At 61.2% G+C, this 15,953-nt stretch carries 14 protein-coding genes and 1 pseudogene; 4 read left to right on the top strand and 11 right to left on the bottom strand.

The window, feature by feature from the left end; all coding sequences use genetic code 11:
• Window positions 1-26: 26 nt before the first annotated feature.
• The 5 genes from NKI97_RS09630 to NKI97_RS09610 all read right to left on the bottom strand — a co-directional run bounded on the left by NKI97_RS09630 (window position 27) and on the right by NKI97_RS09610 (window position 5,572).
• Complete coding sequence (locus NKI97_RS09630) at window positions 27-875, bottom strand: carbohydrate ABC transporter permease (RefSeq protein ID WP_352449656.1); 849 nt, start codon at window positions 873-875, stop codon at window positions 27-29.
• Window positions 872-1,789 (bottom strand): carbohydrate ABC transporter permease, encoded by a 918-nt coding sequence (locus tag NKI97_RS09625; protein WP_502901435.1) that lies wholly within the window; start codon window positions 1,787-1,789, stop codon window positions 872-874. Before NKI97_RS09625 ends, NKI97_RS09630 begins: the two co-directional genes overlap by 4 nt.
• Window positions 1,790-1,808: 19 nt before the next feature.
• Complete coding sequence (locus NKI97_RS09620; protein ID WP_352833736.1) at window positions 1,809-2,900, bottom strand: ABC transporter ATP-binding protein; 1,092 nt, start codon at window positions 2,898-2,900, stop codon at window positions 1,809-1,811.
• A 49-nt stretch (window positions 2,901-2,949) separates the two neighbouring features.
• Window positions 2,950-4,461, bottom strand: coding sequence for an arabinosylfuranosidase ArfA (gene arfA, locus NKI97_RS09615; RefSeq protein WP_352743557.1), 1,512 nt, complete (start codon window positions 4,459-4,461; stop codon window positions 2,950-2,952).
• A gap of 184 nt (window positions 4,462-4,645) precedes the next feature.
• Window positions 4,646-5,572, bottom strand: a complete 927-nt coding sequence (locus NKI97_RS09610; protein ID WP_352449660.1) for an ArsR/SmtB family transcription factor — start codon at window positions 5,570-5,572, stop codon at window positions 4,646-4,648.
• 249 nt (window positions 5,573-5,821) lie between these two features.
• Between NKI97_RS09610 and NKI97_RS09605 the strand changes: the two genes are divergently transcribed.
• Genes NKI97_RS09605 through NKI97_RS09590 form a run of 4 tightly spaced genes read left to right on the top strand, consistent with a single transcriptional unit; the run spans window position 5,822 to window position 9,854 of the window.
• Window positions 5,822-6,700: an ABC transporter permease gene (locus NKI97_RS09605; protein ID WP_352833733.1), complete on the top strand. Its 879-nt coding sequence runs from the start codon at window positions 5,822-5,824 to the stop codon at window positions 6,698-6,700.
• Window positions 6,697-7,518 carry an ABC transporter permease gene (locus NKI97_RS09600; protein ID WP_352743553.1) on the top strand — a complete coding sequence of 274 codons (822 nt, stop codon included), beginning with the start codon at window positions 6,697-6,699 and terminating at the stop codon, window positions 7,516-7,518. Before NKI97_RS09605 ends, NKI97_RS09600 begins: the two co-directional genes overlap by 4 nt.
• Window positions 7,519-7,540: 22 nt before the next feature.
• A complete protein-coding gene (locus tag NKI97_RS09595; protein ID WP_352743551.1) occupies window positions 7,541-8,683 on the top strand; it encodes an extracellular solute-binding protein in 1,143 nt (380 codons plus the stop codon).
• Window positions 8,676-9,854, top strand: a complete 1,179-nt coding sequence (locus tag NKI97_RS09590; RefSeq protein WP_352743549.1) for an ABC transporter ATP-binding protein — start codon at window positions 8,676-8,678, stop codon at window positions 9,852-9,854. The genes NKI97_RS09595 and NKI97_RS09590 overlap by 8 nt, the downstream gene beginning before the upstream one ends.
• Before the next feature lie 19 nt (window positions 9,855-9,873).
• Here the strand turns inward: NKI97_RS09590 and NKI97_RS09585 are convergent.
• The 6 genes and pseudogenes from NKI97_RS09585 to NKI97_RS09560 form a co-directional block, all read right to left on the bottom strand.
• Window positions 9,874-10,851 (bottom strand): annotated as a pseudogene (locus NKI97_RS09585) (branched-chain amino acid ABC transporter permease).
• Window position 10,852: 1 nt separating this feature from the next.
• The gene (locus NKI97_RS09580; RefSeq protein WP_352833730.1) at window positions 10,853-11,749 is read right to left on the bottom strand and encodes a branched-chain amino acid ABC transporter permease; all 897 of its coding nucleotides are present in this window, start codon (window positions 11,747-11,749) and stop codon (window positions 10,853-10,855) included.
• A 102-nt stretch (window positions 11,750-11,851) separates the two neighbouring features.
• Window positions 11,852-12,844, bottom strand: a complete 993-nt coding sequence (locus NKI97_RS09575; protein WP_352449665.1) for an ABC transporter ATP-binding protein — start codon at window positions 12,842-12,844, stop codon at window positions 11,852-11,854.
• Window positions 12,841-13,866 (bottom strand): ABC transporter ATP-binding protein, encoded by a 1,026-nt coding sequence (locus tag NKI97_RS09570; protein ID WP_352449666.1) that lies wholly within the window; start codon window positions 13,864-13,866, stop codon window positions 12,841-12,843. Before NKI97_RS09570 ends, NKI97_RS09575 begins: the two co-directional genes overlap by 4 nt.
• The gene (locus tag NKI97_RS09565) at window positions 13,856-14,830 is read right to left on the bottom strand and encodes an ABC transporter permease (RefSeq protein WP_023675638.1); all 975 of its coding nucleotides are present in this window, start codon (window positions 14,828-14,830) and stop codon (window positions 13,856-13,858) included. The genes NKI97_RS09570 and NKI97_RS09565 overlap by 11 nt, the downstream gene beginning before the upstream one ends.
• On the bottom strand, window positions 14,830-15,858 hold the full coding sequence (locus NKI97_RS09560) for an ABC transporter permease (protein ID WP_352833727.1): 1,029 nt from the start codon (window positions 15,856-15,858) through the stop codon (window positions 14,830-14,832). Before NKI97_RS09560 ends, NKI97_RS09565 begins: the two co-directional genes overlap by 1 nt.
• Between the last annotated feature and the right edge of the window lie 95 nt (window positions 15,859-15,953).

Raw genomic sequence — 15,953 nt, 5'->3', positions numbered from 1 at the left:
TTCCCCCGGCCGTCAGGCAATCTTCGTTATCTCACCGCAGCGCCGGAGACCGCCGTGACGATGTATTTCTGGAAGAACAGGTAGACGATCAGGATCGGTGCACCGGCGAACACCGCCTGCGCCATCAGGAAGCCGATGCCTTCGGACTGGGCGAAGTTGGTCTGGGTCGAGGCCATGCCGACCGTCAGCGTGAACATGTCCTTCTTCGTCGCCGAAATCAGCGGCCAGAAGTAGTCGTTCCAGGCGCCGAGAAAGGTGAAGATGCCGAGCGTCGCCTGCGCAGGCAGCGTGAGCGGCAGAAGCACCTTCCAGAAAATTCTGAGCCGGCTGGCGTTATCGAGCATGGCGGCTTCGTCCAGCTCCTTCGGGATGGCCTTGAAATACTGGGTCATCAGGAAGACACCGAACGGAGCCGAAAGGCCCGGCAGAATGAGCCCTTGATAGGTGTTGTGGAACTTCAGCATGCTGAAGATCTGGTGACGGGCGACAAGCACGGCCTGTTCCGGGACCGCCAGACCGAACAGCACGATCACGAACAGCACGTCTCGGCCGGGGAAATTCAGCCGTGCAAAGCCGTAGCCGGCGAGCGACGACAGGATCAACGTGCCGAGCGTCAATCCGCCCGAGACGATGATGCTGTTGCGCACCCAGATGAACACCGACGAGGTGCCGACGGTGTTGATGTAGTTCTTCAGCGTATAGGGTGCGTGAAACACCGAGTTCGGATCGGCCATCAGCTCCGTATTGTCCTTGAGTGACAGGCCGATGACCCACAGAACCGGCGCGATCATGATGATCGAAAGCAGGATGACCAGGGCCAATAACAAATGGTCGCCAAATGCCCGGCCCTTGATGGAAGCTGCTGGGGCGCTCATGCCTGGTCTCCCCTGCTGCGTGTCACCAGGTACTGGGCCATGGCCGCGACTAGGATGAGCATGAACAGGATTTCCGATGCAGCGGCGCCCAGGCCGAGATCCCAGCGACGGAATGCGGTATCGTAGATGTAGAGCACGATCGGCTTGGTCAGATTGTTCGGACCGCCGCGCGTCATCAGCCAGGCCTGGCCGAACAGCTGGAATTGCAGCACGATCTGGATGATGATCACCAGGATGAAGGTCCGCTTGATCGACGGCAGCGTGATCGACCGCAGCGTCTGCCAGCGATTGGCATTGTCCAGCGCTGCCGCCTCGTAAATGTCCTGCGGGATCTGCTGGAGTGCTGAGAGAAAGAGCATCATCGGCAGGCCGATGCACCACCAGATGGTGGCAATGGCGATGCCGACCATCGCCAGGCTGGGATCGGAAATGAAGGCCGGAGCCGTTGCGCCGAACCACCCGTAGATCGTCGACAACAGGCCGACATTCGGAATGAAGACGATGCGCCAGATCAGCGTGACGATGGTGACCGACAGCACCGACGAGGAAAAGAACAGCGTCCGCAAAACCGCGGCAGTGCGCGTGCGGCGGTTGAGGCAAAGCGCCAGGAAAAGGCCGATCAGCGCCAGCGTCGGCACCGTCAGAAGCACGAAATAGAAGGTGTTCCAGATCGATTGCAGGAAGACCTTGTCGTGATACAGCCTGGCGTAATTGCCGAGACCGACAAAATTTCCGGACGAGAACGTGTCGGCCTTGTGGAAACTCAGCCACATCCCCCAGAGCAGCGGGAAGAGCAGCAGCGTGGTGAAGAAGAACAAGAATGGCGCAACGAAAATGACGTTTCGCCATTGCGGCGCATAGATGTCGGCGGTAGGGGCTCTGACGCCGACAGCAAGCGTCGCGGTCGGGGACATCGCCAGCCGGTCAGCCATCTCAGGCCTCCCTCGCATGCCAGGCGCGGCCGGTCTCGTTGAACAGATGCGATTTCTGGCCATCAAAGGCGAGCCCGATTCTGTCGCCGACGGCGACGCGGCTGTTGCCGGCATCCGAGCCGACGATCTGCTGGCCATCGCCCAGCCGCGCGTAGATCAGGGTGCGTTCGCCGAGCCGCTCGAGCACATCGACCACGCCGCCGGCATTGCCCTGTCCGGCCGCAACGATGCGCACGTCTTCAGAACGGATGCCGAAAGTGTACTTGCCATCGGTCAGTTGGCTGGAGGCGATCTCGGTCTGCACCGAGACGCCGTCCGCAAACCTGGCCGTGGCGTTCTCGCCGGATCTGTCAAGCGTCGCATCGACGAAGTTCATCGCCGGCGCGCCGATGAAACCCGCGACGAATTTGGTCGCCGGGCGCTCGTAGATCTCCATCGGGGTACCGATCTGGTCGATCTTGCGATTGTTCATGACGACGATGCGGTCGGCCAGCGTCATTGCCTCGACCTGGTCATGGGTGACGAAGATCATCGTCGATTGCAGCCGCTGGTGAAGCTGGGCAAGCTCGATGCGGGTGCGGGTGCGCAACGCCGCATCGAGATTGGAAAGCGGCTCGTCGAACAGAAAGGCCTTCGGCTCCTTGACGATCGCACGGCCGATGGCGACGCGCTGGCGCTGGCCGCCGGAGAGCTGGCCCGGCTTGCGATCGAGCAGATGCGGCATTTCGAGGATGCGGGCGGCTTCGTTGATGCGCGCCTCGATGACCTTGCCTGGTACGCCGATATTCGCAAGCCCGAAGGCCATGTTGTCGCGCACCGTCATATGCGGATAAAGCGCATAGGACTGGAACACCATGGCAATGCCGCGCTTGCCCGGTGGCAGATGATCGATGCGCTCGTTGTTGATGGCAATCTCGCCGCTATCGACAGCTTCGAGCCCGGCAATCATTCGAAGAAGCGTCGATTTTCCGCAGCCGGACGGGCCCAGGAACACGATGAATTCGCGTGCCCTTATGGAGAGCGACAGATGATCCAGCACCGTCATGGCACCGAACTGCTTGCTCACGTTCCTGATCTCGATATCGGCCGTCACGTCGACGCTCCTCCTCAGCGTTTGCGCTTTCTCGATGATCCGCCTGAACTCAGAGCCTCAGGCGTATGACCTGGTAGGAATAGGCCGGCAGTGACAGGCTCAGCTTGCCGCCGGCGAGCGAGGCGCCCTCACCCTTCCTGAGGCCGACATTGCCAGGGTTTTCGGCCGAATTGACGGCTTTCAGATCGGCGTGTGCCATCACCTGGTGATCGACGATCTCCGCCGCGCCGAAGCCGGTGAGGTCGACCACTGTTTCGATTGCCTCGCTCGAATGGCGGTTGACGGCGAAGAAGGTGACGTGGCCGGTTTGCCTGTCGTGCACGCCGGCAACATCGACATAGGCGACGTCGCCCGCAACGCTGGATTTGTAGGTCGGGCTTTCCACCTTGAGATCCAGCGCATTGCCGCGACCATGGTTAGAAGCAAACAGATAGGGATAAAAAATCGTCTGTCGCCATGCCGGGCCATTCGGAACGGTCATGATCGGCGCGATGACATTGACCAGTTGTGCCAGGCAGGCGATCTTGACGACATCGGAACGGCGGATGAAGGTGTTGAGGATCAGGCCGACCTGCAGCACATCCTCGAAATTATAGATGTCTTCGAGCAACGGCGGGGCGAACGGCCAGCCGTTGCTGCCGCCGAGTATCTTCCTGTCCTGCTCCTTGGAATGGTACCAGACGTTCCATTCGTCGAACGAGATGTAGACCTGCTTGTTGGAGCGCTTCTTGGCCTTGATATACTCGATGACGCCGGCGACCGAGACAATGTAGTCGTCGAGCTTTTCGCTCATGGCGAGATAGTTCGGAGCGTCGTTGGCTTCGTTGTCGAAATACATGTGCAGCGAGATGTAGTCGACCTCGTTGTAGGTATGGTCGAGAACCGTCGCTTCCCATTCAGGGTAGGTCGGCATCTTGGCATTCGAAGAGCCGCAGACCACCAGCTCGAGTGACTTGGAGAAGGCGCGCATGGCCTTGGCCGTCTCATGCGCCAGCCGGCCATACTCGTCCGCGGTCTTGTGGCCGATCTGCCAAGGGCCATCCATTTCATTGCCGAGGCACCAGAGCTTGACGTCGAACGGCTCCTTGCGGCCGTTGGCGATGCGCCTGTCGCTCCATTTGCTGCCGCCGGGATGGTTGGCGTACTCCAGCAGGTTGCGGGCTTCATCGAGGCCGCGCGAGCCGAGATTGACGGCAAGCATCATCTCGGTGTTGGCGGAGGTGCACCAATCGGCAAATTCATGCAGGCCGACTTCGTTGCTTTCCGATGTGTGCCAGGCGAGGTCGAGGCGCACTGGGCGCTGTTCCTTGGGGCCAATGCCGTCTTCCCAATTGTAGGCCGAGACGAAATTGCCGCCGGGATAGCGGACGATCGGAACATTGAGTTCCCTGACGAGATCGATGACGTCTTGACGCATGCCGTTGGCATCCGCTGTCGGATGGCCGGGCTCATAGATGCCGGTGTAAACTGCCCGCCCCAGATGCTCGATGAAGGATCCGTAGAGCCTCGGATCGATTTCCGAGACGACATAATGCGGATGAGCCGTGACGGCTGCCTTCATGCATTCCTCCCATCGATATCACAAACGATGATTTAAATCATCTTGCCCGATATCAAAGAGGAATTGGTAGCCCTTCGTCAAGCCAAAATACCCAAATGTAGGACAATTAGACGAACGCTTTGGCACAGCAGAAAGCCAGATAGTTGAAATTGCTGCGTTATCTTCAGAACCCGGTTTCATGATATCAACCAGTTTTGATCCTGAGCAGGATGTCCTGATCGTAATTTCCAAAGCCCTTGCCGAAAATATTGATCCCGCCGGGGCGCTTGGCGTCGTCCTTGACGCCGATACGGACGCGGATTGAATGATGGCTCTTCAGATCGAGTGCGGCGAGGCCGGTTTCGGAAATCCTGAGGCCGTCGACATGGGTGCCGTCATTGGCAATTCGCCAGTTCTTCAGCTTACCGTATTGCGAGCCCTTGAGCTTCCACCAGGAGGGCGTGAAGACGCCGCGCTTGTCGCCGAAATCCCCCGGCGACGTCCAGGTGCCGACATCGACGCCATTGATCGTCAGCGTGATGTCCGAGGGCCAATCGGCGCTGGTACCCGGCACTTCCGAAGACAGCTCTATCGCAACTTCGAGTCCGGTGATCTCGGCATTGGCGAGCTTGGCATTGTTGGGGAACTGGTATTCGACAAAACCGCGCGTGAACCATAGCAGACCAGCTTTCATGCGGTCCGGATCGAGGAAAGTGTTGGGAACATCGAGCAGACCGATGATGCCGTCTGGCGAACAAAGGCCGCAGGGCGCGGTAACCTCGAAGCCGGTATAAAGCCCGATCGGCATCGACACTTCGATCGCGTCGTTCTTGACCGCACGATATTCGCTCTTGAACACGACGAGCACTTCTTCGGCCATCGGATAACAGATTTTCTGACTGCCTTTCTTCGCTTTCAGGTTCTCGGTGCGGATCAACCCCGCATCCTCCAGCACCTGGATGTTGGTCGAGACGGTCGACTGCGGAAGCGACAGCACGGCGGCGATTTCGTTGACATTCATCGGCCCCTTCTCATGCAGCAGTTTCAGCATCGAGATCCGCGCCGAGGAGGCAAGCCCCTTGAGCACGGCAATGCCTTCCTCAGGTTCAATCACCAGAAAATTGCGACTCATGAAATTGTCCGGCCCATGTAAAATCTATATCCGAAATTACCCTGTATATCGGGATATCTGATTTAATCAACATGCAGGCGGAACGCCGGGCAATTTGTTGAATCCGGCAGGGCGAGGGTCGCGCGGTGGCCCTGCACAGAATTTGTGCAGGAGCCATATGCAGAGTGGACACCTGAACGCCGATCGCCCAATCTAGTCCGGAGCCGAGCCCGGTGATGGCGGCTTGCACATAAAGTGGTTGGACGGGTCGTGACCAAAGGGTGGAAATTATACGATCAGCGACTGGCCTGGGTCCTCGTCGCGCCTGTGCTTTTACTGCTTACCCTGCTTCTGCTGCTGCCGATCGCGATGATGACGGTCTACACGTTTTTCACCTTCGTCACCGCGGGGGTGGAGTCGGCGGTGCTGACCTTCGACAACTGGAAGGAATTCCTCACCGACAGCTACTATCACGGTTTTCTTTGGAAGACCGTTCGCGTCGGCGCCATCACCGCTGTGATCTGCGCGATCCTTGGCTATTTCCCCGCCTATTTCATCTGGGCCACGACCTTCAGGCACAAATGGCTGTTGTTGCTGCTGCTCATCGTGCCGTTCTGGATCAGCTTCACCATCCGGACATTCTCGTGGATCCATATTCTCGGCGAACAGGGGCTGATCAACGTCGTGCTCATCAGGCTGGGGGTTATCAACGAACCGTTGCCAATGCTCTACACCGAGGGCGCCGTCATCATGGGGCTGCTGCATTTTCTGCTGCCCTATATGATCCTGAACGTCTATGTCAGCCTGGAAAGCATCGACCGCACGCTGATCGCCGCCGCCCGCTCGATGGGCTGTACCAGCGCGCAGGCGTTTCGCGAAGTGACCCTGCCGCTATCGATGCCGGGGCTGGGCGCCGGGCTGCTGCTCTGCTTCGTGCTGGCGGCCGGCTCCTATGTGACGCCGCAGCTGCTCGGCGGCAGCCGCGATGCGCTGTTCGGCAACTTGATCTACGACACCATCATGGGGCAGCTCAATTGGCCGATGGGCGCCACGCTTTCCATCGTCCTGTTCATTCTGCTCGGCGCGGCCGCGGCCGCCTACAGCCGCTATATGGGCCTATCGCAGATCATGAAGGGCCTCAGTGCATGAGAGCGGATCATCCCGATCGCGAAGGCAGATGGGCGTGGCGGCTGACCGGCGCGATCACGGTGTGCGTCTACGTCTTCATGTTTGCGCCGATCCTCGCCACGGTCGTGCTTTCCTTCAACGCCTCGATGTTCGGCGGCTTTCCCCTCACCGGCTTCAGCCTGCGATGGTACGAAAAGCTGCTCACCAACGAGCCGGTTCTCGACGCTTTCCGGACATCGATGTGGATTGCCCTGGTGACGGCAACGGTGACGACGCTGCTCGGCATCATGGCGGCATTGGCGCTGGTGCGCTTCGAGTTCCGTGGCAAGCAGGCGATCAACACGCTTGTCATTCTTCCCGCGCTGGTCCCCGAAACGATACTCGGCGTCGGCCTGCTGGTCATGATCAAAGCCGTCGACCAGCCGCGCAGCATGACGCTGCTGGTGCTCGGCCACATTCTGCTCACGCTCCCCTACGTGGTGCTGATCGTCCAGGCGCGCATGGTCGGCATAAAACGCTCCTATGAGGAGGCGGCGCTTTCGCTCGGGGCGCCGCGTGTGTCGACATTCCGCGAAATCACGCTGCCGCTGCTCATTCCCGCAGTGCTTGCCAGTGTTCTGCTCGCTTTCACCATTTCGTTCGACAACACCTCGGCCAGCCTGTTCTGGCGGCCGGCGGGCGTCGAGACCATGCCGACGCAAATCCTTTCGATGCTGAAGATCTCGATCAGCCCTGAGGTGAACGCGCTCGGAACCATCATGATCCTTTTGACGGTCGGCATTCCCTTGGCTGGCGGGCTCATCCTGCAAAGCCTCACCTGGTTCAAGGCAGGCAAGTGAAAATGAAAATGGGAGAATGGAAATGAAACTGACAACCACCAAACGACTGGAACGGCTCAACGAACGCTATGCCAATGGCGACATCAGCCGGCGATCATTCCTGACGCTGACGGCCGCCGCTGCCGCCGCCACCGGGCTTTCCGTGCCCTGGATGGGACGGGCGCTGGCCGCGGTTTCGGAAGTGCGCTTCGACGGATGGGGCGGCGTGGTGCAGGAGGCGATCGATAAGTACGCGTTCCAGCCTTACACCGCCAAGTCCAAGGTCAAGGTCGTCCAGGGTACCTTTGGCGACGAGAACGAGATCATCACCAAGATCAAGACGTCGAAACCAGGCGACTTCCAGATCGTCCATTCTTCCGGCGTCAACTACTACATCAAATACGTCAATGGCGGTTTCAATTCGGAGATCAACGAGGCGAACATTCCGAACATGGCGAATGTCCTGACCGCCATGATCGAGCCGTTCCGCAAGATCACGCCGAAGCTGTCGGCAGTGCCATATGATTACGGCACCACCGGCATCGCCTACAACAACAAGGTCATCTCGCCGGAGGAAGCCAAGGAAAAGGGCGCCAACCTGCTTACCGACACGAAATATGCCGGCAAGATCGGCGGCTACGCCGATATGACGACGCGCGTCTGGTATGCGGCGCTGCAGACGAAACAGGACCCCAACAACATTCAGGACATGGACGTCGTCTGGGCCAAGGTTCGCGAGACACGCGACCTGGCCAAGAAATTCTGGAGTTCCGGCGCGGAACTGATGGACCTCCTTTCGCGCAACGAGATCGTCGTCACCGATGCCTGGTCAGGACGTGTCGCCGCCCTGCAGCAGCAGGGCCAGCCGATCGGCTATCTCGACCCTGCCGGCTCATACGCGTGGATGGAGGATATGCTAGTGCTCAAGGGTTCGCCGATGGCCGAATGCGAGGAACTGATCAACTTCATGCTGGATCCGGCCACGTCGATCGCCGTCGCCGAGGGCCAGAACTATCCGCCATCGCTTGACCCCACCAAGGTGAAGCTGACCGACAAGATCGCGACGCTTCCGGCCTTCGACCCGACTGGATCGATGAAATCGCTGACCTTCGCCGATCCGCTCTACTGGGCGAAGAACGAAGACGCCTGGACCAAGCAATGGGACAGGGTGTCGAAAGGTGCATGACGACAACAGCCACGACCCGCAGCCCCGGCCGGCTTCGGCCGGGGCTAATGGCGACCCGCTCGCCCAGAGCGAGAGGCAGCAGCCTATAGAAAAGCCTGCGGTCGAGTTTCGCGACATCGATATTTTTTACGGCAAGTTCGCCGCTGTGCGCGATTTTTCACTGGCGATCCACAAGGGTAGTTTCGTCACCTTGCTGGGGCCGTCCGGGTGCGGCAAGACGACGATCCTGCGATCGATCGCGGGCCTGGTCGACATCTCCGGTGGCCAGATCTCGATCGGCGGAAAGCGGGTCGACGACATCCCGATCTACAAGCGCAACATTGGTCTGGTGTTCCAGAACTACGCGCTCTTTCCGCACAAGAACGTCTTCGACAACGTCGCATTCGGCCTGAAATACCGAAACGTGCCGAAACCGGAAATCGTGCGCCGGGTCAAGAAGGCGCTGGATATGGTGCGGCTGCCCGGCAGTGAGACAAAGCTGCCGTCGCAGCTCTCGGGCGGCCAGCAGCAACGCATCGCACTGGCCCGCGCCATCGTCTTCGAGCCGGAAGTGCTGCTGCTGGACGAGCCCTTGTCGGCGCTCGACGCCAATATGCGCGAGGACATGCGCGTCGAGATCAAGAAAATCCAGAGGGAGACGGGCATCACCGCTATCTTCGTGACGCACGACCAGGAAGAAGCCTTGTCGATGTCCGACCACATTGTCGTGATGAACGCCGGCCTGATCGAGCAGAACGGCTCCCCCGCGCAGGTCTATGACCAGCCGGCCACCGCATTCGTCGCCAATTTCCTTGGCAAGGCCAACATGCTGCCCGGCAGCGTGACAGTGATGGACGGCAAGATGGCGACGATCGCGCTGGCCACCGGCCATGTCGTAAAGGCGGCCGCGCCGAAGGCGCTCGCGACCGGCAGCGCGGTCACCGTCGTCGTTCGCCCGCAGAAGCTTACCGTCGGTACCGCCGGTGCTGCCAACAGGCTGGCGGGACGGATCGTCTCGACCTCCTATCTCGGCGGCAATGCGGTCTACGAGATCGACATCGGCGCCGGCACGCTGGTGCGCGCCAACACGTTGATCGACGGCCAGCCGCTGCGTGAAGGCGAAGCGGTCGATGTCTGCTTCGACCCGCTGGGCTGCGTGCTTCTCGACGCGCAAGGCTTACGCATCGCCTAGCGAGGCGGAACTGAGCCGTTCAGTCTTTCGCGTCACCCTTTGGCCCGAGAAACCGCGCATAGACCTCACCGACAATACCGCGCCGGAAAACCAGCACGCAGGCCATGAAGGTCAGGCCGGTGGCGATGGTCACCGGAAAGTTCGAGGTGGCGAGCGTGTTTTCCAGGCCGACGACCAGACTGGCGCCGATGATCGGCCCGGCCATGGTGCCGATGCCGCCGAGGAGCGTCATCAGGATCACCTCGCCCGACATCTGCCAGGTGACGTCGGTGAGCGTGGCAAACTGAAAAACGATCGCCTTGAGCGCGCCGGCCAGCCCGGCCAATGTTGCCGACATGACGAAAGCCGCCAGCTTGTAGTTGGCGACGGAATAGCCGAGCGAAATGGCCCGGCTCTCGTTTTCCCGGATGGAACGCAGGATCATGCCGAAAGGCGAGTTGATGATGCGCCAGATGGCGAACACGCCGATCAGGAAGACCGCCAGCACGAAATAATAGATGTTCATCGAGACGTTCACGTCGAGCATTCCAAGCAGCCTGCCGCGCGGCACGCCCTGGATGCCGTCCTCACCTCCGGTGAACGGCGCCTGCACGCAGAAGAAGAAGAACATCTGCGACAGCGCCAGCGTGATCATGGCGAAATAGATGCCTTACCGGCGGATGGCAAAGAAGCCCATCACAAGGCCGAGCAGCGCAGCTCCCAGGACACCGAGCAGGATGCCCGCTTCCGGCGGGCAGCCCCAGACCTTGACCGCGTATGCGGTGAAATAGGCCGCCCCGCCGAAGAATGTCGCATGGCCGAAGGACAACAGCCCAGTGTAGCCGAGCAGAAGGTTGAACGCGCAGGCAAACAGCGCAAAGCACAGCATCTTCATAAGGAAGATCGGATAGACGAAGAAAGGCGCCACCGGCGGCGCCAGGATGCCGAGCCCGACCAGCGCCCATTCAAGCCGTGCCGAATTCTTGGCACACGTCTCGCGAAGTGTCAGTTCGGCCATCTCAGGCATCCCTTCCGAACAGGCCGGCTGGCCGGACCAGAAGCACGATTGCCATGATGACGAAGACCACCAGATTGGAGGCTTCGGGATAGAAGACCTTGGTCAGGCCTTCGGCGAGGCCAAGCATGTAACCGGTGACGATCGCCCCGAGGATCGATCCCATGCCGCCGACCACGACGACGGCGAAGACGACGATGATGAGGTCAGATCCCATCAGCGGGCTCACCTGATAGATCGGCGCGGCGAGAACCCCCGCAAGCCCGGCAAGAGCGGCGCCGAGGCCGTAGGTGAGGGTCAGCAGCAACGGCACGTTGACGCCGAAAGCCTGCACCAGCCCGGGGTTCTCCGTCGCCGCCCGCAGATAGGAGCCCAGCCTGGTCTTCTCAATCAGCGCCCAGGTGCCAAAACAGACGATCATCGAGGCGACCACTACCCAGCCGCGGTAATTAGGCAGGAACATGAAGCCGAGATCGGTTCCTCCCGAGAGCAGCGGCGGCACGGAATAAGGGCTTCCCGATACGCCATATACGCCATAGTAGTAACGGAACACTCCTTCGAGCACGAGCGCGAGGCCAAAGGTGAAAAGCAACCCGTAGAGCGGGTCGATGTCGTAAAGCCTCGACAGCGCCAGGCGCTCGACCACGACGCCGAAGCCGCCGACGATCAGCGGCGACAGGATCAGAGCCGGCCAGTAGCCGATGCCAAACCGGGTGAGAAGCAGGTACCCGACGAAGGCGCCGAGCATATAGAGCGCGCCGTGGGCAAAATTGATGACGCGCATCAGGCCGAATATGACAGCCAGGCCCAGGCTCAACATTGCGTAGAACGAGCCGTTGATGAGGCCGACCAGCAATTGGCCGAGGAATGCCTGAACGGGTATTCCGAAGATCATCGTCATAGCGTCGGATCGTGCGGCGTCCAGATCGGCCTCTATTCTCGCCGAAGCGACGATTACGGCTGAACGGTCCTGATCCGATATCGCTGAACGAGAATTCCCTCGTCAACCGCCGGCTGGATGATGGCAAGCAACCAGGCGGCCCTCGCCAATGCTTTGGAGAAGCGGACGGTCGCTGCGGCAGATCGGGGTGGCAGCTGGGCAACGGGTGTGGAACCGGCACCCTGAGGGTGGGCTCATCGGGCTGGGCAGGTCACCCTTGAGCACCAGCCGGCCGCGCCGCGCCCGGTCGATGCTGGGTATCGGCACGGCGGAACGCAGCGCCGCGGTGTAATGATGTCTGGGCGCCGCAAAGACCTCGTCGGTCGGCCCGCTCTCCACGATCGATCCCAGATACATCACCGCCACACGGCTCGAGATCTGACGCACCACGGAAAGGTCGTGAGCGATGAACACATAAGTCAGGTTGTACTCCTCGCGCAGGTCGGCGAGCAGATTGACGATCTGCGCCTGGATCGACACGTCGAGCGCCGAGACCGGCTCGTCGGCCACGATCAGCCGTGGCCGCAGCGCCAGCGCGCGGGCGATGCCGATACGCTGGCGCTGGCCGCCGGAGAATTCGTGCGGGTAGCGCGATGCGTGCTGGGGCGACAAGTCGACCCGGCGCAGGAGCTCGGCCACGCGGTCCGCCATTTCCGATGCCGAGAGGCGTTCATGGATGCGGAACGGATCGGCCAGCAGATCGCCGACCCGCCGGCGCGGATTGAGCGAAGCGCTGGGATCCTGAAAGACCATCTGCATCTGCCGCCGCAACGGACGAAGCTGGCGCTGGGAGGCGTCGCTGATGTCGCGGCCCTCGAATTCCAGCGACCCCGAGCTGATTTCGGTCAGACGCACCAGACACCGGCCAAGCGTGGATTTGCCGCAACCGGACTCGCCGACGATGCCGAGGGTCTCCCCGGGCCAGATGTCGAGCGACACCGTATCAACCGCATGCACGGTCCGGCGCTGCGCCGGGAAGATCGAGCGGCCGACGCTATAGCGCTTCGACAGGTCGCCGGCACGAAGCAGCGGACGTTCGCGTGGCATGGCATTCATCGTTGCATCTCCACCACGCCGCCAGGCCTCTGGGCAGCGAATTGTCTGCGCGTAGGCTCCGGCAACAGGCACGCGGCGCGATGCCTCTCGCCTTGCATGATCGGCAGTTGAACCAGACAGGCGTCATGGCGAAAGGCGCAGCGGGGGCTGAAGGCGCAGCCTTTCGGCAGGTTGGAGAGCGACGGCGGAATTCCCGGAATGGCAGCGAGCCGGGCTGAACGTGGTCCCTCCATCGGCGGGATCGAGCCGAACAAGCCCCATGTGTAGGGATGCAGCGGCGCCCGGAACACGCTGCTCTTGCCGCCCTCCTCGACAAAGCGTCCGCCATACATCACCAGTACCCGGTCCGCGACTTCGGCGACGACGCCAAGATCGTGCGTGACCAGGATCACAGCGGAACCGAACTGGTCGCGCAATCGTCCGATCAGTTCGAGGATCTGCGCCTGCACGGTAACATCGAGGGCTGTAGTCGGTTCATCCGCGACGAGCAGCGCCGGGTTGCACGAGAGCGCCATGGCAATCACCGCGCGCTGGCGCATACCGCCGGAAAGCTGGTGCGGGTAGCTGTCGATGACCCGATCCGGATTTGCGATGCCGACCGCATCCAGCAATTGCACGGCCCTCGCCCGTGCCGCTTTCGCCGACACTTTTTCATGCGCGCGGACCTGCTCGCCGATCTGGTTGCCGATCGTATGCACCGGGGTGAGCGCAGACATCGGATCCTGGAAGATCATCGCGATCTGGCGGCCGCGAATGGCATCGAGCGCACGCCGCTTGAGCCCGATCAGCTCCTGTCCCATGAAACGGATGGAACCGGAGACGATAGCGTTGGGGCTGTCGATCAACCCCATAATGGCGAGCAAGGTCTGGCTTTTGCCCGAACCGGATTCGCCGACCACACCGACGATCTCGCGCTGCTCGACGGAGAACGAAACACCTCCCACCGCGCGCACCAGGCCCTCGTCGCTGCGGAAGGAGACGGTGAGGTCCTTGACCACCAGAAGAGGAGCATCAGCCGACATCGCGAGCCCTCGGGTCGATGAAGACGAAGACCACGTCGACGACGAAGTTTGCCATCACCACGAAGAAGGCGGCGTAGATTACCGTGGCAAGGATCATCGGCAGATCGAGCGTCTGCAGCGCCTCGTAGGTCAGTTTTCCGACGCCCTGCAGTCCGAAGACCACTTCGGTCAGCAGCGCGCCGCCACCGACCAGGGCACCGAAGTCGAGGCCGAACATGGTAACAAATGCGACCAGCGAGGTCCTGAGGCCATGATGCAGCACCACCCGCCGCTCGCCGATCCCCTTGGCTCGGGCGGTGCGGATGAAATCCTCCTGCATCATCTCGATCAGGCTTGCCCGCAGCACCCGGCCGTAGAGGCCGACATAAAGGGTTGCCAGCGTGAACCACGGAATGACGAGCGCCTTGAACCAGCCCCAGGGATTCTCGGTCAGGGGGATGTAGCCGAGCGGAGGAACCCAGGAAAACAGCCAGCTGTCGTGCCAGCGGCTTTGCGTCAGCAGGTTGGCGACCTCGCCCAGCCAGAAGACCGGGATCGACACGCCTACCAGGCTCAGGATCATCAGCGCGCGATCAATGAATGTACCGCGCGTTGCGCCTGCGATCACACCGACGATCAATCCGCCGAGCACCCACAGCACTGCCGCGCCGCCGACCAGCGACAGCGTCACGGGAATGGCGCTTATCACGGTCGGGATGACGCGCTGCCCGCGATTGACGAAGGAGGTGAGATCGCGGCTGACGAAAAGCCGGTTCATCATCAGCCCATATTGCACCGGCAATGGCCGGTCGAGACCGAAATCGTGGCGCACCTGGATCAGCGTCTCTTGCGAAGCATTGCGGCCGGCAATGCGCGCCGATGGATCAGCGCCAGGCGTCGCAAAGAAGATCAGGAAAGCGACGACGCTGATACCGAACATAACCAGCACCATCTGGCCAAGCCGGAAGCCGAGCGCGGCAACCACTAGACGCCCCTCGGCGAGGATTTCGGATCGAGCGCGTCGCGCACGCCGTCGCCCAGAATGTTTAGGGCCAGCACCGTGATCACAATGGCTAGCCCCGGCGCCAGTGCCACGACCGGCCGCGAATAGAGCAGGCCCTGGCCGTCCTGGATGATCGTGCCCCAGCTGGCATCCGGCGGCTGCACGCCGATCGACAGGAACGACAGCGAGGATTCCGTCATCATGTTGAGCGCCAGGATCAACGGCACGAAAACGATGATGCGGGTCACCACATTGGGCATGATGTCGCGCAAAAGGATGCGCCAGGGCGATGCGCCAAGGCCGATCGCAGCGGTGACGAATTCGGCATGCATTAAGGTCAGGACATGGCCGCGGATCGGCCGCGCCACATAGGGCACATAGACGATGCCGATGATGAAGACCGGTAGCCACAGGCTGCCGGAGCGGATTTCGAACGGACCGATCTGGATACTCTGCGCAATCAGCACGATCGACAACGAAATCGCCAACAGGAAAATCGGAAAAGCCCAGAGCACGTCGAGAATGCGCGACAGGCCGATGTCGACGATGCCGCCGAAGAAGCCGGAAACGACCCCCAGGAATGTCGCGAGGACAAGGCACAGCACGGCTGCAGCACCCGAGATCAACAGCGAATCCCGTCCGCCGTAGAGCAGCCGCGCCGCGACGTCACGGCCCTGGTTGTCGGCACCGAGCATATAGGGGCCGATGCGCCAGGTCGGCCCGACCGGCGTCATGCCGAGGCCAAGGCCTTCGGTGGAGGGCTGCAGCACCGGCTGGGTCACCCCATCGACGACGATCTCGCCATTGAGATTGGTCACAAATGGATCGGTGCCGGAGACGTATCGCGCATAAAGCGGCGCCGCGAGCGAGGCGATCAGGATGACGACGAGCACGGCGAAGGCAGATATTGCCGAACGATCGCCTTTCAGCTTGCGCCAAGCGGTGCGCCACGGGCCATCGGTGGCCCGGCGAACCGGGATGGCAGGCTGGTCCGCAATGACATTGACCATGAACAGGATTGCCTGGGAAAAATCGCGGCCTGGAAGATGCGCTGATCCGCCGGAAAAGGAAATGCGACGGAGAGCCAGCGGCACTCCGTCGCATT

The organism is Mesorhizobium sp. M0296, from assembly GCF_040321675.1.
In the GTDB taxonomy this organism is placed as follows: domain Bacteria; phylum Pseudomonadota; class Alphaproteobacteria; order Rhizobiales; family Rhizobiaceae; genus Mesorhizobium.
Note: the sequence above shows the minus strand (reverse complement) of the source record. Positions and strands in the feature narration are given on the sequence as shown.

Excerpts from the sequence above, each read along its gene's own strand:
- NKI97_RS09630 (WP_352449656.1), bottom strand. The coding sequence starts at position 875 with ATGAGCGCCCCAGCAGCTTCCATCAAGGGCCGGGCATTTGGCGACCAT.
- NKI97_RS09625 (WP_502901435.1), bottom strand. The coding sequence starts at position 1,789 with ATGTCCCCGACCGCGACGCTTGCTGTCGGCGTCAGAGCCCCTACCGCC.
- arfA (WP_352743557.1), bottom strand. The coding sequence starts at position 4,461 with ATGAAGGCAGCCGTCACGGCTCATCCGCATTATGTCGTCTCGGAAATC.
- NKI97_RS09610 (WP_352449660.1), bottom strand. The coding sequence starts at position 5,572 with ATGAGTCGCAATTTTCTGGTGATTGAACCTGAGGAAGGCATTGCCGTG.
- NKI97_RS09600 (WP_352743553.1), top strand. The coding sequence starts at position 6,697 with ATGAGAGCGGATCATCCCGATCGCGAAGGCAGATGGGCGTGGCGGCTG.
- NKI97_RS09595 (WP_352743551.1), top strand. The coding sequence starts at position 7,541 with ATGAAACTGACAACCACCAAACGACTGGAACGGCTCAACGAACGCTAT.
- NKI97_RS09580 (WP_352833730.1), bottom strand. The coding sequence starts at position 11,749 with ATGACGATGATCTTCGGAATACCCGTTCAGGCATTCCTCGGCCAATTG.
- NKI97_RS09575 (WP_352449665.1), bottom strand. The coding sequence starts at position 12,844 with ATGAATGCCATGCCACGCGAACGTCCGCTGCTTCGTGCCGGCGACCTG.
- NKI97_RS09570 (WP_352449666.1), bottom strand. The coding sequence starts at position 13,866 with ATGTCGGCTGATGCTCCTCTTCTGGTGGTCAAGGACCTCACCGTCTCC.
- NKI97_RS09560 (WP_352833727.1), bottom strand. The coding sequence starts at position 15,858 with ATGGTCAATGTCATTGCGGACCAGCCTGCCATCCCGGTTCGCCGGGCC.